Origin of the sequence: Klebsiella michiganensis (assembly GCA_000963575.1) — a bacterium.
Classification (GTDB): Bacteria; Pseudomonadota; Gammaproteobacteria; order Enterobacterales; family Enterobacteriaceae; genus Cedecea; species Cedecea michiganensis_A.
Genome location: CP011077.1, coordinates 2,221,819 through 2,246,024, shown reverse-complemented (window position 1 = coordinate 2,246,024; position 24,206 = coordinate 2,221,819). Strand labels below are relative to the sequence as shown.

The 24,206-nt window shown below is 57.3% G+C and carries 22 protein-coding genes; 13 read left to right on the top strand and 9 right to left on the bottom strand.

Going from position 1 to position 24,206, the window contains the following annotated elements; genetic code table 11:
• The first annotated feature begins 119 nt into the window (after positions 1-119).
• From VW41_10605 to VW41_10590, 4 genes are all read left to right on the top strand, one after another.
• Entirely contained in the window at positions 120-1,505 is a 1,386-nt protein-coding gene (locus VW41_10605; protein ID AJZ89450.1) for a ssrAB activated protein, read from the top strand.
• Positions 1,506-1,507: 2 nt separating this feature from the next.
• Positions 1,508-4,480: a virulence factor SrfB gene (locus tag VW41_10600; protein ID AJZ89449.1), complete on the top strand. Its 2,973-nt coding sequence runs from the start codon at positions 1,508-1,510 to the stop codon at positions 4,478-4,480.
• Entirely contained in the window at positions 4,477-6,618 is a 2,142-nt protein-coding gene (locus VW41_10595; GenBank protein ID AJZ89448.1) for a hypothetical protein, read from the top strand. The genes VW41_10600 and VW41_10595 overlap by 4 nt, the downstream gene beginning before the upstream one ends.
• 481 nt (positions 6,619-7,099) lie before the next feature.
• The gene (locus tag VW41_10590) at positions 7,100-8,830 is read left to right on the top strand and encodes an ABC transporter (GenBank protein AJZ89447.1); all 1,731 of its coding nucleotides are present in this window, start codon (positions 7,100-7,102) and stop codon (positions 8,828-8,830) included.
• 361 nt (positions 8,831-9,191) lie between these two features.
• On the opposite strand, the gene VW41_10585 is transcribed toward VW41_10590, so the two are convergent.
• Together VW41_10585 and VW41_10580 are read right to left on the bottom strand one after the other, a co-directional pair.
• Positions 9,192-9,950: an alpha/beta hydrolase gene (locus VW41_10585; GenBank protein ID AJZ91932.1), complete on the bottom strand. Its 759-nt coding sequence runs from the start codon at positions 9,948-9,950 to the stop codon at positions 9,192-9,194.
• Positions 9,951-10,092: 142 nt separating this feature from the next.
• Positions 10,093-11,430 carry an esterase-like activity of phytase family protein gene (locus VW41_10580; protein ID AJZ89446.1) on the bottom strand — a complete coding sequence of 446 codons (1,338 nt, stop codon included), beginning with the start codon at positions 11,428-11,430 and terminating at the stop codon, positions 10,093-10,095.
• A gap of 196 nt (positions 11,431-11,626) precedes the next feature.
• Here VW41_10580 and VW41_10575 point away from each other — a divergent pair, with 196 nt between their 5' ends.
• Entirely contained in the window at positions 11,627-13,165 is a 1,539-nt protein-coding gene (locus tag VW41_10575) for a Tar (protein AJZ89445.1), read from the top strand.
• Between the two features lie 123 nt (positions 13,166-13,288).
• Positions 13,289-14,206, top strand: a complete 918-nt coding sequence (locus tag VW41_10570; GenBank protein ID AJZ89444.1) for a hypothetical protein — start codon at positions 13,289-13,291, stop codon at positions 14,204-14,206.
• Between the two features lie 547 nt (positions 14,207-14,753).
• Here the strand turns inward: VW41_10570 and VW41_10565 are convergent.
• Positions 14,754-15,434: an ArsR family transcriptional regulator gene (locus VW41_10565; protein AJZ89443.1), complete on the bottom strand. Its 681-nt coding sequence runs from the start codon at positions 15,432-15,434 to the stop codon at positions 14,754-14,756.
• Positions 15,435-15,509: 75 nt separating this feature from the next.
• On the opposite strand from VW41_10565, the gene VW41_10560 reads away from it, so the two are divergent.
• Both VW41_10560 and VW41_10555 read left to right on the top strand, forming a co-directional pair.
• Positions 15,510-15,869, top strand: coding sequence for an antibiotic biosynthesis monooxygenase (locus tag VW41_10560; protein AJZ89442.1), 360 nt, complete (start codon positions 15,510-15,512; stop codon positions 15,867-15,869).
• Positions 15,862-16,605 (top strand): membrane protein, encoded by a 744-nt coding sequence (locus VW41_10555; GenBank protein AJZ89441.1) that lies wholly within the window; start codon positions 15,862-15,864, stop codon positions 16,603-16,605. The genes VW41_10560 and VW41_10555 overlap by 8 nt, the downstream gene beginning before the upstream one ends.
• Here VW41_10555 and VW41_10550 read toward each other — a convergent pair.
• Positions 16,602-16,991 (bottom strand): rhodanese, encoded by a 390-nt coding sequence (locus VW41_10550; GenBank protein ID AJZ89440.1) that lies wholly within the window; start codon positions 16,989-16,991, stop codon positions 16,602-16,604. The genes VW41_10555 and VW41_10550 overlap by 4 nt on opposite strands.
• A gap of 71 nt (positions 16,992-17,062) precedes the next feature.
• On the opposite strand from VW41_10550, the gene ftrA reads away from it, so the two are divergent.
• From ftrA to VW41_10535, 3 genes are all read left to right on the top strand, one after another.
• Positions 17,063-18,061 carry a transcriptional regulator gene (gene ftrA / locus VW41_10545; GenBank protein AJZ91931.1) on the top strand — a complete coding sequence of 333 codons (999 nt, stop codon included), beginning with the start codon at positions 17,063-17,065 and terminating at the stop codon, positions 18,059-18,061.
• 123 nt (positions 18,062-18,184) lie between these two features.
• Positions 18,185-18,280, top strand: coding sequence for a membrane protein (locus tag VW41_10540; protein AJZ89439.1), 96 nt, complete (start codon positions 18,185-18,187; stop codon positions 18,278-18,280).
• A gap of 192 nt (positions 18,281-18,472) precedes the next feature.
• Positions 18,473-18,832 carry a hypothetical protein gene (locus VW41_10535; GenBank protein AJZ89438.1) on the top strand — a complete coding sequence of 120 codons (360 nt, stop codon included), beginning with the start codon at positions 18,473-18,475 and terminating at the stop codon, positions 18,830-18,832.
• Positions 18,833-18,877: 45 nt separating this feature from the next.
• On the opposite strand, the gene VW41_10530 is transcribed toward VW41_10535, so the two are convergent.
• Positions 18,878-19,135 (bottom strand): hypothetical protein, encoded by a 258-nt coding sequence (locus VW41_10530; GenBank protein AJZ89437.1) that lies wholly within the window; start codon positions 19,133-19,135, stop codon positions 18,878-18,880.
• 148 nt (positions 19,136-19,283) lie between these two features.
• Positions 19,284-20,186: a XynB gene (locus VW41_10525; GenBank protein ID AJZ89436.1), complete on the bottom strand. Its 903-nt coding sequence runs from the start codon at positions 20,184-20,186 to the stop codon at positions 19,284-19,286.
• Between the two features lie 269 nt (positions 20,187-20,455).
• Between VW41_10525 and VW41_10520 the strand changes: the two genes are divergently transcribed.
• Positions 20,456-20,659, top strand: a complete 204-nt coding sequence (locus VW41_10520) for a selenoprotein YdfZ (GenBank protein AJZ91930.1) — start codon at positions 20,456-20,458, stop codon at positions 20,657-20,659.
• Positions 20,660-20,697: 38 nt separating this feature from the next.
• Here the strand turns inward: VW41_10520 and VW41_10515 are convergent, their stop codons facing one another.
• The gene (locus VW41_10515) at positions 20,698-20,988 is read right to left on the bottom strand and encodes a hypothetical protein (GenBank protein AJZ89435.1); all 291 of its coding nucleotides are present in this window, start codon (positions 20,986-20,988) and stop codon (positions 20,698-20,700) included.
• 66 nt (positions 20,989-21,054) lie between these two features.
• Here VW41_10515 and VW41_10510 point away from each other — a divergent pair, with 66 nt between their 5' ends.
• Positions 21,055-21,813, top strand: coding sequence for a trans-aconitate methyltransferase (locus VW41_10510; GenBank protein ID AJZ89434.1), 759 nt, complete (start codon positions 21,055-21,057; stop codon positions 21,811-21,813).
• Here the strand turns inward: VW41_10510 and VW41_10505 are convergent.
• Positions 21,810-22,739 carry an AraC family transcriptional regulator gene (locus VW41_10505; protein AJZ89433.1) on the bottom strand — a complete coding sequence of 310 codons (930 nt, stop codon included), beginning with the start codon at positions 22,737-22,739 and terminating at the stop codon, positions 21,810-21,812. The two genes, VW41_10510 and VW41_10505, sit on opposite strands and share 4 nt — an antisense overlap.
• A gap of 1 nt (position 22,740) precedes the next feature.
• Entirely contained in the window at positions 22,741-24,159 is a 1,419-nt protein-coding gene (locus VW41_10500) for an aldehyde dehydrogenase (GenBank protein AJZ89432.1), read from the bottom strand.
• Positions 24,160-24,206 lie beyond the last annotated feature (47 nt).

Below are 24,206 nucleotides of genomic sequence, written 5' to 3'. Positions count from 1 at the left end.
ATAGCCAGATAATTTACCCATTTTGCCGTCTCTTCTGCCGTTTGACTTAGGGCCGCTTCGTTAAACTGTAAAGCGTGAAGATGGCTCTCGGGTGAGCCGTTAACAGCAGGATTGATGACGTGGCAAAAACATTATTGCGCAGCGGATGCCTGGATGACTTTCTCGCGCTGGGCGAAAACGGTCAGGCAGTGTTTGATTCCGCGTTTCAAATACGCGAAACCTTACGCCTTCGTAAACAGCAGGCCGTCGCCGATGCGCTGGCCATTCCCCAGCCTAACGACGAAGGCGACCGCGTCGACTGGTATGCACCTCAGGAAGGCAGCGTCACCAGCTGGGCCGCCGCCAGCGATGAAGAGCGCCGTACCGCCCTTCGCTATCTGGATAACTGTTTATCTAACGTGGCTTCCCTCAGCGCGCGCTGCCAGCAAGCGGAAAAAACCTCAATACGTCTTTTTGGCGCGCTGCTGGAGAAAGCCCTGCAGTTTCCCGGTAGTCAGCACGTCTACCTGGTGAACGGCAAGCCGGTGATTACCTTCTGGGGTTTTGTAAATCTTAACCAGGGCGCACGGGACGATGTGCTGGAATGCCTGCGGATTGTTGAGCCGCGCGAGCCTGAAATCGCGTTTATCCCGGAAGAAGTGATGCCGGAGCCGGAGCCGCTGCCGGTAGAGATAAGCGAGCCAGAAAAGCCGCTGCTTGAAACCCCGATGACCGTTCAGGCAGATGACAATTCACCGGTGTATAGCCTCTCGGCGCTCACAGCGGCGAAAACGCCGGCGATGGAAGAAGTAAAACCGGCCCCGCGCCCGGAACCCGCAGCTATAGCCGCGAAACCTCGCCGCCGCTGGCTGCTGCCGGTAGCCGCCGTGATTGCCGTCGCCATTGCGGCCCCCGTAGGTTATCTGCTGCTTAGCGGTAGCCAGACCGCGCCGGTGGCAACCGCCCAGGCTGAAGTCCCACCTAAGCCTATTGCTCCTGCGCCAATTCAGGCTGTCGACGTGGCAAAAACCACTCTGCCGCTAACGCCTGCCGAAGTTATTGTGCCACCTAAACCAGAACCTGCGCCGGCCGTAACGCCAGAGGCGGCTCCTGAGCCGATCCCCGTCGCGGCGGACGTGCCGAAAAATGCGTTAATTTTACCTGCAGAAGCCCTAAAAATGGGCTCCACCAAATTCCTCAACGGCACCTGGCGGGCACAAATCAATTTCAGCGACCCGATAACCGGCAAAGCGCCAAGCCTGCGTTACCAGATAGCCAACAACAAAGGCACGGTGCGCCTGGTGCATGGCGATAACATCGTCTGTAAAGCAGAGGTGTTTTCCGGCCTGCATCAGAACGGCGCCCTGATGATTAAAACCCGTGGCAGCGCCCGCTGCAGCGACGGCACCCGCTACCCGATGCCGGAAGTGACCTGTAAAACCGGCAGCAACGGCGCCGCCGTTTGCACCGGCCGCTACGAAGGCGACAAAGTCATACCGATCACCTTCCGAAAAGTGAGTAACTGATCATGCTGGCGACCCTTTTTCACTACAAGCCGAGCGTCACGCTCATTAAAGACAGCGGGATCCAGTTCCTGGACTTTGGCCTTGCGCCACAGACTAACGCCGCCCACGCCGGACGCTTTGTCCGCCAGACCGCCAACGGCCCGCTATTACGCCTTGATTATGATGTTGTGCCGGGGAAATTTACCCTGCCGGGTGAGCACGGCGCGGCGCCAGAAGTGGTGAAACCCGAAAGCACCATTACGCTTGGCCACTCCCTGCGGGTGATGGACAAAACCTGGCTGCCGCTCCCGTTCCTGCGGTTTAACCCACCTCGTACCTTCGTGGGCGGCCCGGATAACTGGGCTCGGGTGCAGGTGCGGGTGCTGGAGACGCCGGATTCTGCGGGCAATACGGTGCGCATCAGCATCGCGCTGGACAGCAAGATTTACGCTGATGATCACCCGGCGGCACACCTGGCACCGACGGAAAACGACGTGCGTAACGGCGCCCGTTTTGCGTTGGCCTGGCATAACCACGAGATAAAAGATTTTCTCGACCAGGCCTGGGTTGACGGCTGGCTGCGCGAAATCTTCACTCAGTTTGCGACCCGCGAGGAAGAGCGCACCGAGCGCGAACTGGCCGCCGCGATGAAAGCCTTTGAATATCAGGCTCACTACCTGAATATTCTGGAACTTATCGGTAATCAACTGGCCGTACCGGAAGTGAAGATCGTCTCCGCCACGCTGCAATCCCCGCCGATTGACGTAGATTTGGTGCTGGATGTGGGGAACACCCACACCTGCGGCGTCCTGATCGAAGACCACGGCGAAGAGAACGATGGCCTGCGCCAGACCGCCGAGCTGCAGATCCGCTCCCTGAGTGAACCGCAGCTCATCAACGACGCGATGTTTACCAGCCGCCTGGAGTTCAGCGAGGCAAAATTCGGCAAGCAGCACTTTTCCGTCGAAAGCGGACGCGACGACGCCTTTGTCTGGCCATCAATTGCCCGCGTGGGCGACGAAGCCCGCCGCATGGCCTGCGCTCGCCTGGGTACCGAAGGCGCCAGCGGAATATCCAGCCCGCGCCGCTACCTGTGGGACGTGACGCCAGCCAGCCAGGACTGGCGCTTCAGTCAGATGGGTGTGAAAACCCAGCGAGAACCTCTGGCTACCGCGTTCCCGCTGATGAACCTGATGAACGACGACGGCCAGCCGCTTTACGCCCTGCCGATGGACGAACGCCTGCCGGTGTTTTCCCCCCAGTACAGCCGCAGTTCGCTGATGACCCTGATGCTGTGCGAGCTGCTCTCCCAGGCGCTGATGCAAATCAACAGTATCGGCTCCCGTCAGAGCATGGGCCACCCGACCTCGCCCCGTCAGTTGCGTAACCTTATCCTGACCCTGCCTTCCGCCATGCCAAAACCGGAGCGCGAGCTGTTCCGCCAGCGCATGCAGGAGGCCGTCGGCCTGGTATGGAAAGCTATGGACTGGCACCCTACAGACGAAGGCTTCACCCTCGAACGTGACAAAAAGAAAAGCATCGTGCCGGTACCAGAAGTGCAAATGGAGTGGGACGAAGCGACCTGCGGCCAGCTTGTCTGGCTGTATAACGAGGCGCTGGTTAACTACGCCGGGCAAACCGGGCGCTTCTTTGAAAGCCTCGCCCGCCCCGACCGCGCCCTGACGCCGGATGAACCCGCCGGCAAAACCCTGCGCGTAGCCTCGATTGACATCGGCGGCGGCACAACCGATATGGCGATCACCCAGTACCAGTTGGATGACGGCGTGGGCAGCAACGTGAAAATTGCGCCGCGACTGCTGTTCCGCGAAGGCTTTAAGGTTGCCGGAGACGATATTTTACTGGACGTGATTCAACGCTGCGTGCTGCCAGCGCTGCAGGCGCATATTCACAAAGCGGGCGTGGCCGATGCTGCGGGCCTGATGACCACCCTGTTCGGGGAGTCCGGCCGGATGGACACCCGCGCGACGCTGCGCCAGCAAACCGCGCTGCAGCTGTTTATTCCACTTGGGCATGCGGTGCTTTCGTTCTGGGAAGAGAGCGACCCGGAAGAGCCGGACGCGGTGCTGGAGGCGACCTTCGGCGAGCTGTTGACCCAGCCGCCAACCCGCAACGTGATCAATTATGTTCAGCAGGCGGTGCAGCACGAGCTCCCTGCCGATGCCCCGCAGTTTGACATTATGAGCGTGCCCCTGCAGGCGGAAATTGCCGCCCTGCAGGATGCGCTGCTGGCGGGCCAGTTTACCCTCACCGCGCCTCTGCAGGCGCTGTGCGAAGTCATCAACCATTATTGCTGCGACGTGCTGCTGGTAACGGGTCGCCCGGGGTGCCTGCCGGGTGTGCAGGCGCTGCTGCGCCACCTTCAGCCGGTGCCGGTTAACCGCATCGTCTGGCTCGATAACTACCAGACCCACGAATGGTATCCGTTCAGTCAGCAGGGACGTATCGGTAACCCGAAATCTACCGCCGCGGTGGGCGCGATGCTGTGCAGCCTGGCGATGGATCTGCGCTTACCCAGCTTTAACTTTAAGGCCGCCGATATTCAGGCCTATTCCACCGTCCGCTATCTCGGCATGCTGGACGGCAACGATCGGCTGCTGGAAGACAACGTCTGGTACCGGGATATCGATCTCGACAGCCCGCAGGCAAGCCTGGACACCCGAGTCCATTTCCCGCTGCGCGGCAACGCCTGCCTGGGCTTCCGACAACTGGACAATGCCCGCTGGCCGGCCACCCCGCTCTACACGCTGGCCATTAACTCGCCCCAGTTGGCGAAATCTATCGCCGGAGATGGCGTGCTGAACGTGCGCCTGAAGCAGACCCGCGAGGCCGAGTCGTTCCACCTTGCCGAAGCCTGGCTGTCGGACGGCAGCAAAGTCCCCCTCGATCAACTGAGTTTTAAACTGAACACCCTCGCCGGCAGCTACAGCGGGGCGACGCATTACTGGATAGACAGCGGGAGCGTATACCAAAAATGAAGCAGTTAACGACCTCTCTCAGCCATCTGGTGAACTGGGTTCAGATGACCCGCACTTTTTCTCCGCTGCTCGATAACGAAGCGGACAGCCTGCTGGCCCGCCTCGAACAGCTCAGCGAGCGCCACCGCCGCATCAGCGCCCTGGAGGACGCCCCGCTGACGCTGGGGATTTATGGCCACGCCCTGGACGGCAAAAATCATCTGCTGAATACCCTGCAGGGCAGCCCGAATGGCCGCATTGATATTCAGCTCGGCGACAAGCGACTGGACTACCTGACGCACATCAATCCCGGCCATACGCCAGCGGCGATGGCGGTGCGTTTCAGCCCGCAGCCGGCACCGGCAGTGGAGAATTATCCGCTGCTGCTGACGCTGTTTAGCGAAGCCGAACTGGCGCAGCAGTTTATCAATCGATATCACGCCTCTGACGCACCGCGCCTGGCAACGTCCAGCGCTGTTGCCCTGCGGCTTACCGAACTGGAATCCCGCCGTCTTTCCTCCCCGGCGCCGGGATTAACCCGTGAGCAAACGGCCGATCTGTTGTACGGCTACCACCGTCTCCAGCGCCGCCAGCACCATCTGGATGAGCGCGTGGCCTACCGTATGGCCGAGCTTGCGCCTCATCTTTCGACGGAAGATCGCGCCGCGCTGTTCGCCCTGCTGTGGGGCGAGGATAGCGCCCTGACTGAAACCTGGCTGCGGCTGGCACAGGCACTACAGCATCTGGGCTGTGTGGCGCAGGTTCTGGCCCCGGCAAGCCTGGTGGTGGACAGTTTCCTGCTTCCTGCCGAAGGTTTTCTGATTCCTTCCGGCCCTGAAGATGCGCCGGAGCAGGCGGATGTGATGGTTTGCCCGCTGGTGGGGAATCTGCCGGGGTCACACCTCAGCCTGCCTCAGAGCGACCTCGCGCAGCTTTGCGCCGAAGTGATTTTCACCCTTAGTCAGCCGTCAGCGCTGGCCAACGTCGATTTACTGGATATCCCGGCGGATCAGCTAAGCTGGTACACCACTCGCCTTCAACCGGACACGCTGCTTGTATGCAACGCTGTCACCGAGCGCAGTGCCGTTCAGGCGACGGGGAAAGCCCTGGCATGGTGGGTAGACAGCACCCAAAGTCCGGGCCACAGCTCGCTGCCGGGTCTGGTCTGGGCCATCACGCCGTTTGACGCCCGCTTTACGCTTGGCGCCAGCCTGGATGACGGCGTTCAGCGCCTGGTTGGTTATCCCGGTAAGCGCTGGGGCACGCTGCAGGCGCTGGACAGCAGGAATATGCACCGCCTGGTGGAATGGCTGACCGATGCGCTAAATCCCACCCGCCGTGAGCAGCGTATCGCCGCCCTGCGCCATGACCTGGAGACGCAAACCGTCGCGCTGTTCCAGCGCTTTATTGACGCGCAGCAGGTCACCCCTCAGCAGGCCCGCCAGCAGGCTGAAGATCTGGTGCGCGCGCTGCAGGCCAGGGCCACCCAGCACGGTAATTTACTGGCAAGCCTTGTGCCATCCCGGGATTCGCTGCAGCAGATATGGCTGCAGCATCAACAGCAGCATCAGCCTAAACCGGAAGGTTTTGCGCTGGAGATAGACTTGTTTGCCGACACGGCCGAACACCTCGCCCCGCAGGCCGACGGCATCAGCTACGCCCGCGCCGTGCACCAGCTTTGGGTAAACCATCTGCGCCTGCTGGGCCACCGACGTGAGGCCGCGCACCAGTTTGGCCTGGATAGCGTCCAGCTTCAGGCGCTGTGCGATGTGCTGATCGTGGCCAGTTACCGGCTGGACGTGCCGATGATGCTGGAACGCAGTATGCATAACGGCGATTCGGGCCTTGAGCTGGATATTTCCCGCGCCAGCACGGTGCTGGGTGATTTTATTGCCTGGCTGGGGTACGCCAGCGCCCCGGTCGCTGGTCGCCCTGCAAGCCGCGTGAATAAAGGCCAAGCGGTGTTTGCCCCTCCCGCACAGGCCGATATCAGCCGCCGCCTGACTAAACTGGGTGAACAGCCTACGCGCGGCAACGCCAGTTACGTGTACGACTGGCTGGTCGCGCTGTATACCCGGGCAACGGAGAATATCGGCTATCAAAACCCGCTGGATATTAACGAGAAGCAGCGGCAGACACTGGTGAAGCTGCTGGGGTGAATTTGGGGGGCGTCAGCCCCTCACCCCGGCCCTCTCCCCAAAGGGGAGAGGGGGCAAACAAAAGCTATGGGAAGCATTGTTTATTTCATCTCCCCAAGGGAGCGAGGGAGAAACAACAGGTCAAAACAGCAGGTCATCTATTCCCTCTCCCTTCCAGGGAGAGGGTGAGGATAAGAAGCGATGCCGCACTAAAGTGATTCGCAACAAATTCTGGCAGGTGGCAACCCATTAACTTTCCCGCTAAAATCCGCTCACCCATTCACTCAACATATATAAGGAGGATCCCCATGATGTCTTGTGAGCGCTTTAACCGTTCGCATACTTTTGGCGATCGTCTCTGCTCAAGCGTTATCGGTTCCGTGCTGCGATAACTTCGGCTTGAGCGAAGAAACTTACTGAATCCCTTCTCTCGGGCTTACCGGGTTATCGTCAGCGTTATATGACGAGGCGTTTGCACGCCATAACTCTTGAGTAAGCACATATGAGCACTTTATTAACCGCCCAATCTCTGCACCTCGATACCGCTTTCGGTTCGCTGCTGGAGTCCATCACTTTTACCCTGAAAAAAGGCGACCGCATTGGCCTGATTGGTCATAACGGCTGCGGCAAAAGCACCCTGCTGAAACTGCTGGACGGCACCCTTTCGCCCACCAGCGGCTCTGTGACGCGGGCGGCAAGCTGCCTGATGGCCAGGGTTGAACAGCATCTGCCGGAAAGCCTCAACGCGATGACCATGCTCGATGCCGTTCTGGCGCAGATTGAGGAAAACCAGCGCGACAGTGACCGCTGGCGAGCCGAAGCTTTGCTGGCAAGCATGGGTTTTAGCGATGCGGACTGGCGGCTGACTTCGGGTACGCTGAGCGGCGGGCAGCATACTCGCCTGCTGCTGGCCCGAGCGCTGATAAGCGAACCGGATTTACTGCTGCTGGATGAGCCCAGCAACCACCTGGATCTGCCCACGCTGCTCTGGCTGGAACAGTTCCTGCGCGGCTGGAGCGGCAGCTTTGTGCTGGTGTCGCACGACCGCAGCCTGCTGGATAACGTCACCAACGGCAGCTGGATTTTGCGCGATCGGGCACTGCATTTCTTTGCCCTACCTTGTTCACAGGCGCGCAGTGCGCTGGAGGACCGGGACAAAACCGATGCCCACCGCCACCAGGCGGAGCAAAAGGAAATTGACCGTATTGCCGCCAGCGCGAAACGCCTGGCAATTTGGGGCCGGGTTTACGACAACGAAGATCTTTCCCGAAAAGCCAAACAGATGGAGAAACGCATCGACCGGCTGAAAGACGAGCAAACTGAGCTCACGGCGGGCAGCCAGTGGCAGCTGAAGCTGAAAGGCGAAGCGCTGGTCGCCGACAGGCTACTGGAGCTGGAAGCGCTGAAGGTTCGTCCTGCACCGGGGTGTGAACCGCTGTTCACTCTGCCTTTGCAGAGAGTGAAAAGCGGCGACCGCGTGGCGGTGATAGGCCGGAACGGCTGCGGCAAGTCGTCTCTGCTGCGGCTGCTTTGGCAGCAGTATCAGCAGCCGGAACGTGAGCAGGGTATTCGCCTGCATCCTCGCGTGCATCTGGGGTACTACGACCAGACGCTGCACCAGCTTAACGACGGTGATTCGCTGCTGGCGGCGCTGGAGTCTTTTGCTCCGCTCAGCGAGCAGGACAGGAAAATGGCGTTAATCAGCGCCGGATTCCCGTGGCTGCGGCACCAGCAAACCGTCAGCACCCTGAGCGGCGGCGAACGTTCACGGCTGCTGTTCGTTGGCCTGACGCTGGCCCGCTACTCCCTGCTGATGTTGGATGAGCCGACCAACCACCTGGACATGGAAGGCAAAGAGGCGCTGGCGGAAACCCTGCAAACCTTTGAAGGTGGCGTGCTGCTGGTGACCCACGATCGTGAACTGATCGCCAAAGGCTGTAACCGCTTCTGGCTGGTAGATAACGGCGTGTTAAGCGAATGGCACGACCTGGACGCTTTGTACGCCCTGCTGACCGCCGAGGAAGCCGGGCAACCGGATGCCGACGCGAAGCCAAAGCTCGGGCAAACCGCGGCTCCGCCGTGGCGCGAAAGCGATGCGCTGCTGGAGCGGCTTATCGAGCTGGAAGAAAAGCTGGCGGAGGATATTGCGCGCAAGGAAAAGCACCAGAAACCGGCCCTGCAAAAGCAGTGGCGGGAAGAGATTGAGGCGTTAAATAAAAAGTTAGCGATTTAAAACTAAAAGCCATCCTTCGGGATGGCTTTCAGGCCGCTGACAAACCTCAACCAATAGAAGAAATACCAGACGATTCGTCAAAAGAAACAGGAAAATCAATTCATTGATTTTCGGCTGATAACCACGAAGAGGGAAAAACTACGCTTTTTCCCTCTTCGTCAACAACGTCAAAGCCATCCTTTGGGATGGCTTTCAGGCCGCTGACAAACCTCAACCAATAGAAGAAATACCAGACGATTCGTCAAAAGAAACAGGAAAATCAATTCATTGATTTTCGGCTGATAACCACGAAGAGGGAAAAACCACGCTTTTTCCCTCTTCGCCAACAACGTCAAAGCCATCCTTTAGGATGGCTTTTTTATTACGCCCGGCACTGCTCGGCCAGCACTCGCGCCAGCCCGGCCGGGTTATCCCAGGACATAGAATGCCCGGCGCTCGGCACAATGGCGGTTGCCACGCCGGCCTGCTGGAAGGCGGTAAAATCTTCATCCGGCAGCGAAAGCTCACCGAAAATAAGCGTTTTGGGGATTTTTAGCTGAGCAAAAAGCTGATACCAGTCCGGGTCAATGCCCTGGACCAGGCTTCCCGCCGCGCGCCAGGCCGCTGTTGGCTCGGTGCTTTGCAGGCTACCGGACCACGGATTCGCCTCGTTGGCCGCTATGGCTTTCTGGAAACCGTGGGTCACGAATTCGTCTTCGGTTTGCGCGGCAATCATGCGGCTGTACATCCCGCCACCGCTACGGAAATTGGGTTCCGAGACCATCAAACCTGCGATTTTCCCCGGCATGGCGGCCGCCACTTCAATGGCGATGCTGCCCCCCATGCTGTGGCCGTACAAAAAGAAGCGATGCAGCCCCAGATGCTCCACCAGTTCGGCCACGACTTTTGCCTGCTCGCGAGTGCTATAGCAGTAATCCTGCGGCCTGTCGCTATAGCCGCTGCCGGGTAAATCGATGAGAATGCTGCGCCGGGAACTCCAGGCCGGGTCGCTGACGACCCGGGGATATTCATAAGAGGACGCGCAGCCGAGGCCGTGAATGAACAGGAGCGGTACACCCCCGCCGGGTAAATCGAGATAGCGCACGCGGCATTGCGCCGTGGCGGAGAAGAAGTTTTGCATCAGCATTCCTTTTTCTTACAATAACTGTGTTTATATACAGTATACCGTATTTTCCTGCCACTCCTTTCTCTAAAGTGCTCCTGGCCTGCCTGGCATTAATGGCTTGCTCCCTTGTCGGGGGACAAAGGAGCAAGGGCAATGATTACTTCAGGGGTTCGGGCAGCTTAATTACCCAGAAATCGTTCTGTGATTCCGGTTTTTCCAGCGGTTTCAGCTCGATTTTGGTCGCCACTGCCGCGCCGTCTTTCAGCAAGTGGCCTTTACCGTCCACCTGATAGTCCTCGGCATTTTCAAGCACGGCCTGCAGGCCAAAGTCGTTGTCGTTGATAACGGCAATCGTCTGGTTATCAATCAACGCCATACCTTCGGCTTTCTCCTGCTGCCAGCCCAGCTTGCGCAGGTCGACAACCTCTTTTTTGCTCGCCAGCCTGATGCCGCGCGCCTTCAGTTGTTCAGCGTCATCAAACTCTGGCGCTTTTTCCCGATCAAACCCCGCCAGATCGGACGCGCCGTTCAGGTCAACTACGTAGACCAGGTTGCGCATCTGTTTGTTTTTGTCGCCGCCTTGTTCAATGAGCAGCAGACGATGGTTATCCAGCGCCACGATGTCACCAATTTTGGCATCTTTCGCTTTTTTATAGACGCTCACGTCAATCGGGTAGCCGTACATTTCGGTTTTACCGGTCGCCGGGTCGAGGCTTACCAGGCGCGTGAACTGCGCGCTGTTTTTGGTTTTGCCGTCAATATCCAGCGTGCTCTGCACTGCCGCAATAATACGGCCATCAGGCATACGGGTTATGCCTTCAAACCCACGGTTAGGCTGGCGCCATTTGACAATATTTGGCAATCCGCCCGCCACACCCTGTTCGCCGTGCTCAGCCTGCGGGCCGTATTTTTTCAGGATTTTGCCGTCAGCATCCACATGGATAACAAACGGGCCGTACTCGTCGCACAGCCAGTAACCGCCCTTGCCGTCCGGCGTTATGCCTTCGGTATCCAGCCCGCGCTTGTCACTCTTCAGCTGCTGGAGCGTATCGCTCAGGGCAATTTCATTGGTAGCGCCGATAAGCCCTTCCGGCAGCGGCAGCCCACTGATTGGCCCCTGCTCATCATGCAGCGGCTTCGCGTCGATGGCCTCGGCTTTGCCGTTGCCGACGCGGATGGTCATCAACAGCGGCGTGAAGTCAGGATTTGCAAAAATCTTGGACTCTTTTTTCCCGGCTTTCGGGGAGTCGGCGTTGGGCCCGCGATCCGTCACGGTGGTAAAGATCAGGTCGTCGCCCTGCTTGCCCATAAAGGTCAGGCCGGAGCCTACGCCTACCGGCAGTCCATGAGGGAAGCCGGCGGCATATTCACCTTTGTAAGCCACGCTGTCACCTTGGGGAAACGTGACAACGTAACGTTCAACTTGCGCATCCGCAGCGTGAACGGCCAGAGGGAAAACGGTACTGCAAAGTAAGGCAAGTGTTTTTAATTTCATGGTTTTTATACATATCGGTGGTTGAGGTACCGGAGTTATAAAATAGCCAGATGACAGAAAGATTACACTTTGTGCTCTAAATCCCCCGCCCGGTAAATATCCCCTTCGCGCTGCCGATAACCCTACGGCCAGCAGTGTTGAATGCCCTTCATCCGCTGCATGGGATAAGAATATTTCACCGATTTAAGGATGTACTATGTCAGTCAGGCGTTTTTCAATTTTGGTTTTCAGCACGCTTTTGCTTATTTTCCTCGCCAGCACGGCGTCCAACATTTGGTCCCTTACCCGCAGTAATCACGCCCTCAATGACGTTAACAGTGAAATCCGCGTTGTGTTATCCGTGATCGATCCCATTAACCACAGCCGCACGATGCGCGTTCGCGCCATGCAGGCTATCCAGGAAATGGAATCCGGCAGCGCCAGGCAGGCTAGCCAGAGCCTGGCTGGGGCAAAAGAAGCCCTGGGTAAAGCAGACTCCAGCTTCCAGGCCTACCTGACCGCGGTGAAACAGCCCGGTGAGCAAACCCTCGCCGATGAGTATAAAGCCGCCTGGCTCGCCTATCGTGACGGGGGGCTACAGCCCCTGCTGGACGCCGCCCAGGCCAATGACAAAACCCGCAGCGCTGAACTGGTCACGGCCACCATCCCGGCGCTCGATCGCGGGTTCGAAATCACGCTGGATAAGCTGCTGGCGTTTCGGGAACAGCACGCCCGCCAGCTCAACGATAACGCGCAGGCAGGTTTTCATTCGAGTTTTGTCGCCATCGGCCTGTTTGCCGCGCTGTTTATCGCTATTCTTGCCGCCGTCTTTATTTTGCTGAAAGTTCGCGTCCTCAAAGAGTTGGATACCGCGAAGGCACACTGCGCTGAAATTGCCAACGGCCTGCTGCATCGCTCGATTGATATCAAATCCAATGATGAAATCGGCCAGATGATGCACAGCCTCGAGCAAATGCGTCTGTCGCTCACCGAAATCATCAGCCAGGTGCGCGAGTCCAGCACCACCGTCGGTTATGCATCAGAAGAGATTGCGGCGGGCAATACCGACCTGTCCGCCCGCACCGAAGAACAGGCGGCGTCGCTGGGCGAAACGGCGGCCAGCATGGAGCAGCTTACCGTCACGGTGAAACGAACGTCTGAAAGCTCGCATCAGGCCAACACCCTGGCCAGCGGTATGCTGGCGGCGGCCAACGACGGGCAGCAGATCGTCGATCGGGTGATCGGCTCTATGCGCAATATCGAAACCAGCGCCGGCAAAATCGACAGCATTATTTCCATCATCGAAGACATTGCCTTCCAGACCAACATTCTTGCCCTTAACGCAGCGGTTGAAGCTGCGCGCGCGGGTGAGCAAGGCCGAGGTTTTGCGGTAGTTGCCGCAGAGGTGCGCAATCTTGCCCAGCGTTCGTCCGTGGCGGCCAAAGAGATCAAAGAGCTGATTGAGCTGTCCGGCCAGCAGGTTACCGACGGCAGCGAGCTGGTAAACCGCGCCGGGGAAAGCATGAAGCGCATTTCCGCCTCGATTACCCAGGTCACCACGCTAATGGCCGAGATTGCCGTGTCTACCGGCGAGCAGAGTCGCGGCATTGAGCAGATTAACCAGGCCGTGCTGCAAATGGACGTAGTCACCCAGCAAAATGCCGCCCTGGTTGAGCAGGCCTCTGCCGCCGCTCATTCCCTCAAAGATCAGTCGCAACGGCTCAATGAAGCCGTCTCGGTGTTTAAACTCGCCTGATAAAATGGGGCTACCTCATGGAAGTTTGGGGTAGCCTTTGTTAATTTTCTGTAGCGATAAATATTGATCTGCGTCACGGTCTGCCGTTAAATACAGTCTCTTGTTACTAGTCTGTTACTCATCATGATCGTTCGCCCGCATCAACACTGGTTGGCTCGTCTTTTCGTCTGGCACGGTTCGGTACTGGAAAAAATCTATTCCCGCCTGCTGCTGAATCTGCTGCTTTCTATTAGCGTTATTTTCTTCCTGCCGTGGTACGAAACCCTCGGGATCAAGCTCACCATCGCGCCGTTCAGCATCCTCGGTGTGGCTATCGCAATTTTCCTCGGTTTCCGCAACAGCGCCTGCTATGCCCGCTTCAACGAAGCGCGTTTGCTGTGGGGGCAGTTGGCTATTACGTCGCGCTCTTTGCTGCGCGAGGTGAAAACGCTGGCGGGAGATCAACCTGAGGCGGTGCAGCGGTTTGTGAATTTACAGGTGGCCTTCTGCAACAGCCTGCGTATGACCCTGCGCAAAAAGCCACAGCAGGACACACTGAGTCGTTACCTGAGCCCGCAGGATCTGGCCTGGGTTAGCGAGAGCCACGCGCCCTGTAACCGCATTTTGATGCTGATGGGAAGCTGGCTGAATCAGCAGCGCGAGAAAGGCGTGATTTCCGATGTGCTGTGGCGCAGCCTGGACAATCATCTCAACGAGCTGTCGGCGGTGTCCGGGGGCTGCGAGCGTATTATTTCTACGCCGATGCCCTTCGCCTACAGCCTGATTCAGCACCGCACGGTGTATATTTTCTGCATCATGCTGCCGTTTGCCCTCGTGACCGATCTGCACTACATGACGCCGTTTGTTTCCGTGTTTGTGTCCTACACCTTTATTTCCCTCGACTCGCTGGCCGAAGAGCTGGAAGATCCGTTTGGTACAGAGGATAACGATCTGCCGCTGGATGCCATTTGCGTGGCAATTGAGCGTGATTTACGGGATATGAACGACGAGGCAGAGAAACCGGAGGCGCTGAAGCCTAACCGGCATTACCGGCTGAGCTGAGCGAAACTTTTCATCCTGAGCCCTTTTGAGCCCACAGTTTCCTCGATGCAGGTATGGCTAAAGTTCCATTCACTTCCAGCCCTGTTTTATGCCGCTACCGAGCATAGGAACGCCCCAGGGGAATCTCCGTCATTCCCCTCAGGGCCCGGACTCCCGGCCAATAAATCGCCCGCTGCCGCGGCAGACCTGCGTTTTATCTCCCGGTCCTGGGTCGGATGAAATACGTTCCCTCCGCCCGGCCCCTGGCCAGTCGGAGAGAAAACGGAGACGATTTAAGCCGGAACCGGGTCTCGCTTTAAACCCGGGGCTGACTGCAACCACCACGTCGCGACTTTCCCTCCCCCTAACCCTCTCCCGGAGGGTTAGGGAATAAAAAAGCTCGGGGCGTGTGTTCCCCCTCGCCCCTGTAGGGAGAGGTCGTTATCTTCCCGGCGCGTTCACCGTACTCTGAACATGCAGGGAAAACAGATCCAGGGTGAAAGAAATATTCACCGCCCTTTTATAGACGGATAGCTGTGACTAAAAATCACGTTGAAGCGGGCAATAATCAAAACTCTACCCCAAACATCCCGGCCAGCTTGCGCTTACCGCTTTCAGACACATGCAACTCTCGGCTGACTAAATCCCGCCGCATCCACCCTTTTTGCTCGCATGTATGCAGCAACGCTTTACCTAGCTGCCCGCCCAGATGCTCACGTCTTTCGCTCCAGTCCAGACAGCCGCAGGCATAGCGGCGACGCGATGCGCTGTGTTCGGTTTTTACCCCCAGAAGCTGCAGCTGCTCCTTGCCGTGGGCGGTGATGGAATACTCTTCACCTTCCAGCCAGTTAAGGCGAAATAATGCGTCATGCAGCGCCACGGCGATTTCCCCCGCCATATGGTCGTAGCAGGTTCTGGCGTACCGAAGATTGCCGGGGGTTTTGGTGCGCATAACGGCATCATCGCGGCCAACTAATCCCATTAATCCTTCCAGCGCCCCGGCAATTTGACTGCTATAAAGCCGGTAGTAACGGTGTCGCCCCTGCTGCACGCAGGCAATCAGCGATTGCTCCATTAATTTTGCCAGATGGCTGCTGGCCGTTGACGGTGCCACATTAGCCATAATGCTTAGTTCGGTTGCCGTCCAGGCCCGGCCATCCATCAACGCGCACAGCATACTGGCGCGGGTTTTGTCCGCAATGGCAGCGGCAACGGCGGCAAGTCGGGTTTCGAGAAAATCTGTTTCCATATTTCGATGCTCAGCGAAGCGTCCTGTCTGACGATGGATTAGGGTTAGCACGACAGAACAATAAGGAGCAACCTGATGATCGCCGTAATCTTTGAAGTCCTGCCTGCAGAAGGACACTATAGCCGCTATCTTGAACTGGCGGCAGAGTTAAAACCCCAGCTTGAAGAGAGAGATGGGTTTATTTCCATTGAACGTTTTCAGAGCCTTAGCGAACCGGGGAAAATCCTGTCGCTTTCGTTCTGGCGCGATGAAGACGCCGTGCAGCAATGGCGTAATCAGGAATTGCACCGCAGCGTTCAACACCAGGGCCGCCAGTCGGTTTTTAGCGATTACCGGCTTAGGGTGGCAGGTGTGATCCGGGATTACAGCATGTTTGATAGGGCACAGGCCCCGCAGGACAGCCGTGACGCACATAAGGAAAGCACGCATGAATGATATCGGCCTGAGTCTGGCCATTGCCGCCACTTTCGTGCTCGCAGGCACCGTCAAGGGCGTAACGGGCATGGGCCTGCCTACCGTCGCCATGGGGATTTTGGGGGCAATGATCTCTCCGGTGGCGGCGGCAGGCATGCTGCTTCTCCCCTCTTTTCTGACCAATATCTTCCAGCTTTATGAAGGTGGCAACCTGGCTACATTGCTCAAACGCCTGTGGCCGATGATGCTGACCATCGTGCTGGGCACCATTGGCAGCAGCAGCCTGTTAGCTTCGGGCAGCAGTCACGCCACCACCGTTGCGCTGGGCCTGGCCCTGATCATTTATGCGCTCTGGACGCTTTTTGCCAGGCCACTGCACGTCCCCGCCCGCCACGAACGCTGGCTTTCACCATTGATAGGTTTACTCACCGGGTTATTGACCGGCGGGACCGGCGTGTTTGTGATCCCCGCCGTGCCCTATATTCAGTCGCTGGGCCTTGAGCGCGATGAACTGGTTCAGGCTCTCGGGCTGTCCTTTACGTTCTCGACCCTTGCGCTGGCCGCCGGGCTCTGGTGGCACGGGGCGCTGCAGGAAATCGCCATCAGCACGTCGGTAATGGCGGTTGTCGCCGCGCTTATCGGCTTGTTTGCCGGGCAGCGTATTCGCAAGCGCATCAGTCCATTAGCCTTCAAGCGCGGCTTCCTGATTTGTCTCGTTCTGCTTGGCGGCGACATGGTGTTCCGCGCGCTGATTTAGGCGAAAGGCAGACCTTCATCTTCCCAGCCGGTTATGCCGCCGGGCATAACCTTCACCCGCCTGCCGAGCTGCGCAAGTTTCAACGCCGCCCGGTCGGCACCGTTGCAGTGTGGCCCGGCGCAGTACACCACAAACAGCGTGTCGTCGGGCCATTCTTCCATTCGGGCGGCGGTAATAAACCGGTGCGGCAAATGAATAGCTCCCGGCAGATGCCGTCGGGCAAATGTCTCATCAGAACCCACCACATGCAGCAGCACAAAGTCGAGATCGCCGCTCTGAATCGCCGCATTGACGTCAGCACAGTCGGTTTCAAGGGACAGTTTGTGCCGGTAATGCGCGGCGATGGTTGCTGGCTCAGCCGCCGGGTGGTCAGTCACGTAGCTCATGTTTAACTCCTTTTGGTTTGAGCTTTGATTCTGCCCCCGCGACGGACTCTTGACAGCTGGCACGAATGACGATTAGCGTAAATATCATGACAAAATCATCCGCCCTGCCTAAAAACCCTCTCGTCGTCGCGCTGGCTTACGACGGCCTTTGCACGTTCGAATTCGGCGTTGCCGTAGAAATTTTTGGCCTGCCGCGCCCCGAGCTGGGCGAGAACTGGTACCGCTTTGCCGTCGCCGGTATTGAGTCCGGCGAGCTGCGGGCGATGGGCGGTATTCGTCTGGCCGTAGATGGCGGGCTGGATTTGCTGGCTGAAGCCAGTCTGATAGTCATCCCCGGCTGGCGCGGCATCAATGCCCCCGTGCCCGAATCGCTGATTACTGCGCTGCAGGCGGCACATGCGCGCAGCGCCCGCCTGATGTCCATTTGCTCCGGCGTGTTTGTTCTGGCGGCGACAGGCCTGCTCGATGGCAAACGGGCAACCACCCACTGGCGTTATACCGAGGCGCTGCAGGCACGTTATCCGAAAATCGAAGTGATACCTGACGTGCTTTATCTGGATAACGGCAATATCTTGACCTCGGCGGGTAGCGCGGCGGGTATCGATCTCGGCCTGCATCTGGTGCGTCGGGATTTTGGTGCAGCCGCGGCAAACAGCGTTGCCCGGCGCTTAGTCGTACAGCCCCATCGGGACGGCGGTCAGGCGCAGTTTATCGAACAGGCCGTGCCGGTCGAGTACGAAGGTGAACGGTTTGCGCCGCTGTTTGATTATCTGCAGCGCCATTTAAGCGAGCGGCACTCTGTGGCAAGCCTGGCAGCCTTTGTCGGCATGAGTCCGAGAACTTTTTTACGCCGCTTCGAAGCCGCAACGGGCATCACCCCCGCCGGTTGGCTGCTGCAAACGCGCCTGAAACGCTGCCGGGAGCTGCTGGAAAACAGCACGCTGCCGATAGAGCATATTGCCGAACAAACGGGGTTTGGCTCGGCGGCAACGCTGCGCCATCACTTCCGGAAACATCTACGGACTTCACCCGGCACATACAGAAACTCATTTACTTCACAAAACGAATAATTTACCAGCGGTTAGGGATTGTTTAAGTTGTATACGTTATGATAGCCCCTACTCATCTGAGTAAACCCTTTTTTATCACGCGAGGTATTTCTATAGAAATGCAGTAACCCTGGAGGATTAACCATGTTAGGGAACATGAACGTATTTATGGCAGTACTGGGATTTATCTTATTTTCCGGTTTTCTTGCCGCCTGGTTTAGCCACAAATGGGATGACTAATGAACGGTGACCTTCCCCCACCTACGACGCCTCTCGCGAAATAAACTTTCCGGGAGGCGTTTTCATTTCTGCTCCACCGCAGTGGAGGATTTGCTAACAAAATAATACAGCGCGTAATGAGTAAATCGGCACAATTTGTTGTCTTCCTATACGGAATCAACAAAAGCAGACTGGATTCACTCTGGAGAATTTATGCGCAAGTCAACAAAAGTAGCGGTATTAACAGCGGTATGGCTCGCGGGCGCGCTGCCCTCTCTGGCCTTTGCCTATTCAGGGGATAAGCAGCTAAAAGCGACGGCACCCGGCACGTCGTCACAGTCCTATGAACTGAAAGAATTCTCCTCAGATTTCAAAATGTACAAGATAGGCGACATTGCGCCCGACATCTACCGTACCGAACCCTATAACATCAAAAGCTGGCAGCTTCGCCATCTCCCTGCGCCACAGGCCGGCAGTCACTGGACCTACATGGGCGGCAACTATGTGTTAATTACCGACGCCGAAGGGAAAATTCTTCAGGCAATGGCTGGCGATATATTTTATCAGCACTAAGGATAATCCAACCCTGAGGCTGGATTTCCTTAAGACCGACAGGGTTTAATTTAATAAATTTCTCAGGGGATCGATTTCAGCATAATGATTATCGATCTCCAGTAGCCCCGCAATATCCAATACCTGCCTGTACTCTTCAGGGCTAATACGCACCTGATAATTTGCGATATGTCCACACAGCGTTTCAAATGCCAGTACATTTTCTGAGAAGTCGATATATTCCAGTGCGAAGTCAATGAGTGACGAATCGAGCCGGTTTTTAAGAGCCTCACCAAAGGTTTTGATTTTTTCGTTGATATCCATATTGACCACGTAAAGTTAATTGTTATTTGCGTGCCATCATTGGGAATGGGAAACGGCATCCTGCCGAAATACATCCCTATGGATATCGGATTACGGGAAAATTTCTTGAGGGGGGTGCGTAATACTTATTTTAAATAACGATCCAGCGCTAGCTTTTCGCCAGCCATTTCTCGTAATGATCGGGCCACTTTACGGTCGGTGTGCCAGGTTTACCCATCCCGAAACCGTGGCCGCCGCTGCTGTAGCGATGCATTTCAACGGGCACATGCTGCTGCTCGCAGGCCGCCGCCATGATCAGCGTATTCTGCGGATCGGAAATCGGGTCGTCCTCCGCCTGCACCAGGAAGAACGAGGGCGAATGAGGAGTAACATAATTCTGCACGGACCATGCGGCGTTCTCGGCAGCGGAAGCGTCTTTGCCGACCAGGATTTTATGGGTAGAGGTGTGCTCGTAGGGTTTTTCCAGCGTAATCACCGGGTAAATTAGCGCAGCCCTGTCGGCAAAGGCGGGTTTCTCGTCTAAACGGTCCTGCTTTGGATACGAACGGTAATCGGGACGCGTGGCGGCCAGACCAAGCAGATGTCCGCCGGCGGAAAAGCCCAGCACGCTGACGTTATGCTCGCGATCGCGCACGATTCTCAATGCGCGCTGCGCGTCCTGTAACGCCACCAGATTGCCATCGGCCCATCCTTCAGACGGTAAACGGTAACTCAGCACATAGGCCGTGTAACCTCTCGCGGCCAGCCACTCCGCCGCCGGCCAGGCTTCTGAACCCATTTCAATACGCTTATATCCCCCGCCTGCCGCCACCAGCACGGCCAGGTCATTAGGGGATTCGGGTTCAATCACGGTCAGGATGGGGACAGCAATATTGCTTTGTGCCCCTCGCGCCGAAGTCTGAATACTCCCGGTCGGCCCACCGCCGCCGGGCGGTATGCCTTTCCAGAGAGGAATAACCGAACGCTTCACGCCCGATGACGCAAAAGAAACGCCCGCTTTAGCCGCGAGTAAACCGGCGGTAACACAGGTAATAAAATGGCGACGATCCATAGTAAGCTCCTGACAACACAGGTTAATCACTATGCCAAAAGAGTGTGTCTAAAGTCATATTCTAAACCCGAAATACGTAACCAGCCGTTTCGCTTGCGCTAATGATGGAGGAAAATAGAGTCTGAAAATCATTCACCCCACTTTAATCTTCGCAAAATAACGACCAATTCATCATACAATTTGATTTTGATTAATGAATCGTGACGCACATCGGCCTTAAATAGTTCCCGGTCAAACTGTTTCATTCGTTAAGAGGAGTGCTCAACATGATGATGACCTGGGACCGCAACCGTAACGCCATTACCACCGGCAGCCGCGTTTTGATTAACGGCACAGGCAAAACAGGGCTGATTAAAGCGATTCACGGCGAAGGTAAAAATGCCGAGCAAATTCGCCGCAGCAAATGTGTGGAAGTGGAAGGTTGTGAAGGGCAATTTGAACCGACGGAATTATTCCGTCTGGGTTTACACTGATGGCTGAAGTTACCCGGCTCTGTGCCGGGTAACTGGCATTATTTACGCAGCGCCCTGACCTGTGAAAAACCGTGCTCGAACACGCTGTCAGCGGCACAGATAATGACGATAACATCCCCCCCGTTAGCCTCGCTCAGCAGGCGCGCCAGCTCGGCATCCAGTTCACGGTTCATTTTAGGCATCGCCAGATGCATCTCCCCCGGATAATCCTCATCTTCGTCAGGCGGCATATCTTCAATGCGGCTGCCTTTCACCACATAAATCAGCAGGTCATTGTCATTATGGGTGAGCTCTAGTCTCAAATATTTGCCTACCGGATGTTTAGCCATGCGTTACCTTCAATAGCGTATAAAATAATTTGTCGGCAATGTTAGCAAAGCAACGAGGATAAAACGATGCAGGACTGGAACCCCGCGCTCTATTTGCAGTTTGAAGCTGAACGTACCCGCCCGGCCGCTGAGTTGGTTGCCCGAATTAACCACCCTGGCGCAAACACCTTTACCGATTTGGGCTGCGGCCCCGGCAACTCCACGGCCCTGCTGCGTAATCTGGCGCCGAACGCCACGATTACCGGGCTGGATAACTCCCCAGCGATGCTCGCCAAAGCCAGCGCCGCGCTGCCCGATTGCCGCTTTGAAGAAGCGGATATCGCCAGCTGGCAGCCTGCGGTGAAGCAGGACGTGATTTTCGCCAACGCTTCTCTGCAGTGGATTGCCAGCCATAAGCAGGTCTTCCCGCACCTGGCGGCGCAGCTGGCCGGCGGCGGCGTGCTGGCGGTACAAATGCCAGATAACTGGCAGGAACCCACGCATACCCTGATGCGCCAGGTTGCAGACGAACTGGGGATCTCACGCTCCAGTCGCGAAGCCTTGCTGACGGCTCAGGAGTATTACGATCTGCTGGCCGAAAGCGGCTGCACGGTGGATATCTGGCGCACGACGTATTTCCACGTCATGCCGTCCGCCCGGGCCATCATCGAATGGTTAAGCTCGACGGGCCTGCGCCCCTACCTGAACGGGCTGGACGCCATTCAGCAAGAAGCGTTTCTTGAGCGCTACCACCAGTTGCTACAGCGCGCCTACCGCAAGCAGCATGACGGGAGCGTGCTGATGCCGTTCCCACGCCTGTTTATTGTGGCGCGGAAAAACGCTTAGAACGAAGTGCCCTGCTGACGCAGGGCGTCAATGTCCTGCAGCGGAGAAGCCCCAAATGCCCGGCGATACTCCCGATTAAACTGGGAGGGGGAGTCATACCCCACCTTCCAGGCAACGCTTGCCACATCGCCTTCGCAGCTCAATAAGCGGCGGCGGGCCTCCAGCAAACGAAGCTGTTTTTGGTACTGCAGCGGGCTCATGATAGTCAGGGCTTTGAAGCGGTGATGCAGGCTGGACACGCTCATGCCCACGCGCTTCGCCAGCTCATCAATGACCAGCGGCTCGGCGTAATTCTCTTTGATCCAGTTTATGGCTTCCCCCACGCCTTTCCCCTGCGCCCAGCCCAGCGCCTGTTTCCAGAATGAAGCGCCGGCGGGAGCAATGACCAACCGGTAAAGTATTTCTTGCTTGATGAGCGGCGCGAGGGCATGCAGATGCTGCGGGCTGTCCAGCAGCGTGACCAGGCGCAGGAAAGCGGCCTGAAGTTCTTCCTCTGCGGCGGCCACCCAGGCCCCGGTTTTCTCCCCGTTGCCGTCCGGCAGCACCACGTTCATGTTCATGATCAGGTCGGCAATTTCTTTCCCGTCGAGGTCGATGCGCACACCGTAGTATGGCTCTGCTTCGCAGGCGCGGGTCACCTGCCCGGACACAGGCATATCCACGGCAGCCAGCGAATAGCTGCCGGGGCCATACTCCGTGACGTTGTCACCGATTAGCATTTTTTTGCTGCCCTGCAGCACCATGCACATTGAAGGAGAAAGCATACCTCGATTGAGCAATGTCGGCTGTTCGATGCGAATAAAGCTGAGCCACGGCAGAGCGCAGCCCAACTCTTTCACTCCACCGCTGCCCGGTGTGTAACGCCGGGCCACGCGCTGGTGAAGTTCTTCAATAATGCGGCCCGCAGGCCGCTCTGGTTGCTGCATATTACTGTCCCATGATGGCTTTGGGTTCAAGATACGCTTCCAGCCCGTAAGTGCCAAATTCACGCCCAAGCCCGGACTGTTTAAAGCCGCCAAATGGCGCGAGGGGTTCATCATAGACGCCGTTGACGAACACGCGTCCCGCGATAAGCTGGCGGGCAATTGCCGCAGTGCGTTCAGCATTTTTACCGCTGACGTAGGCCTGCAGGCCGTAAACCGTATCGTTAGCTAGCTGCACCGCTTCGGCATCATCGCGATAGGTAATCACCGACAGCACCGGGCCAAAAATTTCCTGCTGGGCGATGGTCATATCATTGCGAACGTTAACAAATACTGTCGGTTTCACAAAGTAGCCGCTTTCCAGCCCTTCAGGACGCCCTTCTCCGCCGCACAGCAGCTCCGCACCTTCAGCAATCCCGGTGCGAATATACTCCTGCACACGCTGATACTGCCGGGCGGTAACGGCAGCTCCGATGTTCGTTTTTGGATCTCTTGGGTTGCCTGGTACCAGAATAGCCAGGTGCTTAAGGATCTGCGCCTTCACTTCTTCCAGCTTGTTTGCCGGCACTAGCAGGCGCGTGCCGGCTATACAAGCCTGGCCACTGTTCCAGCTCATCACCTGCAACGCCAGCGGAATGGCAGTGTCGAGATCCACGTCGTCAAGCAGCACGTTGGCGGACTTCCCGCCGAGCTCCAGCGTCACGCGCTTCATGGTTGCGGCCCCGTCGCGGGCAATTGTTTTGCCTACCGCCGTTGAGCCCGTGAATGAAATTTTAGCCACGTCCGGGTGACGGGTGATTTCCGCGCCAACCACATTGCCCAGGCCGGTAACGATATTGAAAGCGCCATCGGGCAGCCCGGCCTTGTGCAAGCATTCAGTGATTAGCGCCGTTTGTCGGGCGCTTAGCTCGCTCGGCTTAATAACCGCAGTGCTGCCGGAGGCAATCACCATCGCCAGTTTGCCGGCGATAAAACCGTAGTTAGCGTTCCACGGGGTAATAAGCCCGACCACGCCCAGCGGCTCCATGACGACTTTCGCCATCCCCGCCTGGGTTTCAAAAGAGTAGTCCTTCAGCAGATCAATAGCCTGCAGGAAGCTATTGTAAGCGCGCGCCACGGTGCTTTGGGCGAAGGCGACCGGACAGCCGTATTCATCCACCATGGTCTCCACCAGCTCACCCTCACGCGCTTTCATGGCGTCGTGCAGCAGTTGCAGCCAAAGCATTCTTTGCTCGCGGCTGGAGAGACGCATCTGCGGAAAAGCTGCTTTTGCAGCGGCGATGGCAAGACGGGTGTCTTCTTCATCTGCCAGGCGAACCTGCGCTACAGGCTGTTCGCTGACCGGGTGAATTAAGGTCAGCACTTCAGTGCCGTGGGGCGTGACGTGCTGACCATTAATATAGAGGGTGTCGATAGTTTTCATTTTTGCGCTCCAGGGGGTTGTGTCTGACGCTTAAAGTGTCGTTGAAC

Coding starts and splice junctions, on each gene's coding strand:
- VW41_10600 (AJZ89449.1), top strand. CDS start 1,508: ATGCTGGCGACCCTTTTTCACTACAAGCCGAGCGTCACGCTCATTAAA.
- VW41_10595 (AJZ89448.1), top strand. CDS start 4,477: ATGAAGCAGTTAACGACCTCTCTCAGCCATCTGGTGAACTGGGTTCAG.
- VW41_10590 (AJZ89447.1), top strand. CDS start 7,100: ATGAGCACTTTATTAACCGCCCAATCTCTGCACCTCGATACCGCTTTC.
- VW41_10585 (AJZ91932.1), bottom strand. CDS start 9,950: ATGCAAAACTTCTTCTCCGCCACGGCGCAATGCCGCGTGCGCTATCTC.
- VW41_10580 (AJZ89446.1), bottom strand. CDS start 11,430: ATGAAATTAAAAACACTTGCCTTACTTTGCAGTACCGTTTTCCCTCTG.
- VW41_10575 (AJZ89445.1), top strand. CDS start 11,627: ATGTCAGTCAGGCGTTTTTCAATTTTGGTTTTCAGCACGCTTTTGCTT.
- VW41_10570 (AJZ89444.1), top strand. CDS start 13,289: ATGATCGTTCGCCCGCATCAACACTGGTTGGCTCGTCTTTTCGTCTGG.
- VW41_10565 (AJZ89443.1), bottom strand. CDS start 15,434: ATGGAAACAGATTTTCTCGAAACCCGACTTGCCGCCGTTGCCGCTGCC.
- VW41_10560 (AJZ89442.1), top strand. CDS start 15,510: ATGATCGCCGTAATCTTTGAAGTCCTGCCTGCAGAAGGACACTATAGC.
- VW41_10555 (AJZ89441.1), top strand. CDS start 15,862: ATGAATGATATCGGCCTGAGTCTGGCCATTGCCGCCACTTTCGTGCTC.
- VW41_10550 (AJZ89440.1), bottom strand. CDS start 16,991: ATGAGCTACGTGACTGACCACCCGGCGGCTGAGCCAGCAACCATCGCC.
- VW41_10540 (AJZ89439.1), top strand. CDS start 18,185: ATGTTAGGGAACATGAACGTATTTATGGCAGTACTGGGATTTATCTTA.
- VW41_10535 (AJZ89438.1), top strand. CDS start 18,473: ATGCGCAAGTCAACAAAAGTAGCGGTATTAACAGCGGTATGGCTCGCG.
- VW41_10530 (AJZ89437.1), bottom strand. CDS start 19,135: ATGGATATCAACGAAAAAATCAAAACCTTTGGTGAGGCTCTTAAAAAC.
- VW41_10525 (AJZ89436.1), bottom strand. CDS start 20,186: ATGGATCGTCGCCATTTTATTACCTGTGTTACCGCCGGTTTACTCGCG.
- VW41_10520 (AJZ91930.1), top strand. CDS start 20,456: ATGATGACCTGGGACCGCAACCGTAACGCCATTACCACCGGCAGCCGC.
- VW41_10515 (AJZ89435.1), bottom strand. CDS start 20,988: ATGGCTAAACATCCGGTAGGCAAATATTTGAGACTAGAGCTCACCCAT.
- VW41_10510 (AJZ89434.1), top strand. CDS start 21,055: ATGCAGGACTGGAACCCCGCGCTCTATTTGCAGTTTGAAGCTGAACGT.
- VW41_10505 (AJZ89433.1), bottom strand. CDS start 22,739: ATGCAGCAACCAGAGCGGCCTGCGGGCCGCATTATTGAAGAACTTCAC.
- VW41_10500 (AJZ89432.1), bottom strand. CDS start 24,159: ATGAAAACTATCGACACCCTCTATATTAATGGTCAGCACGTCACGCCC.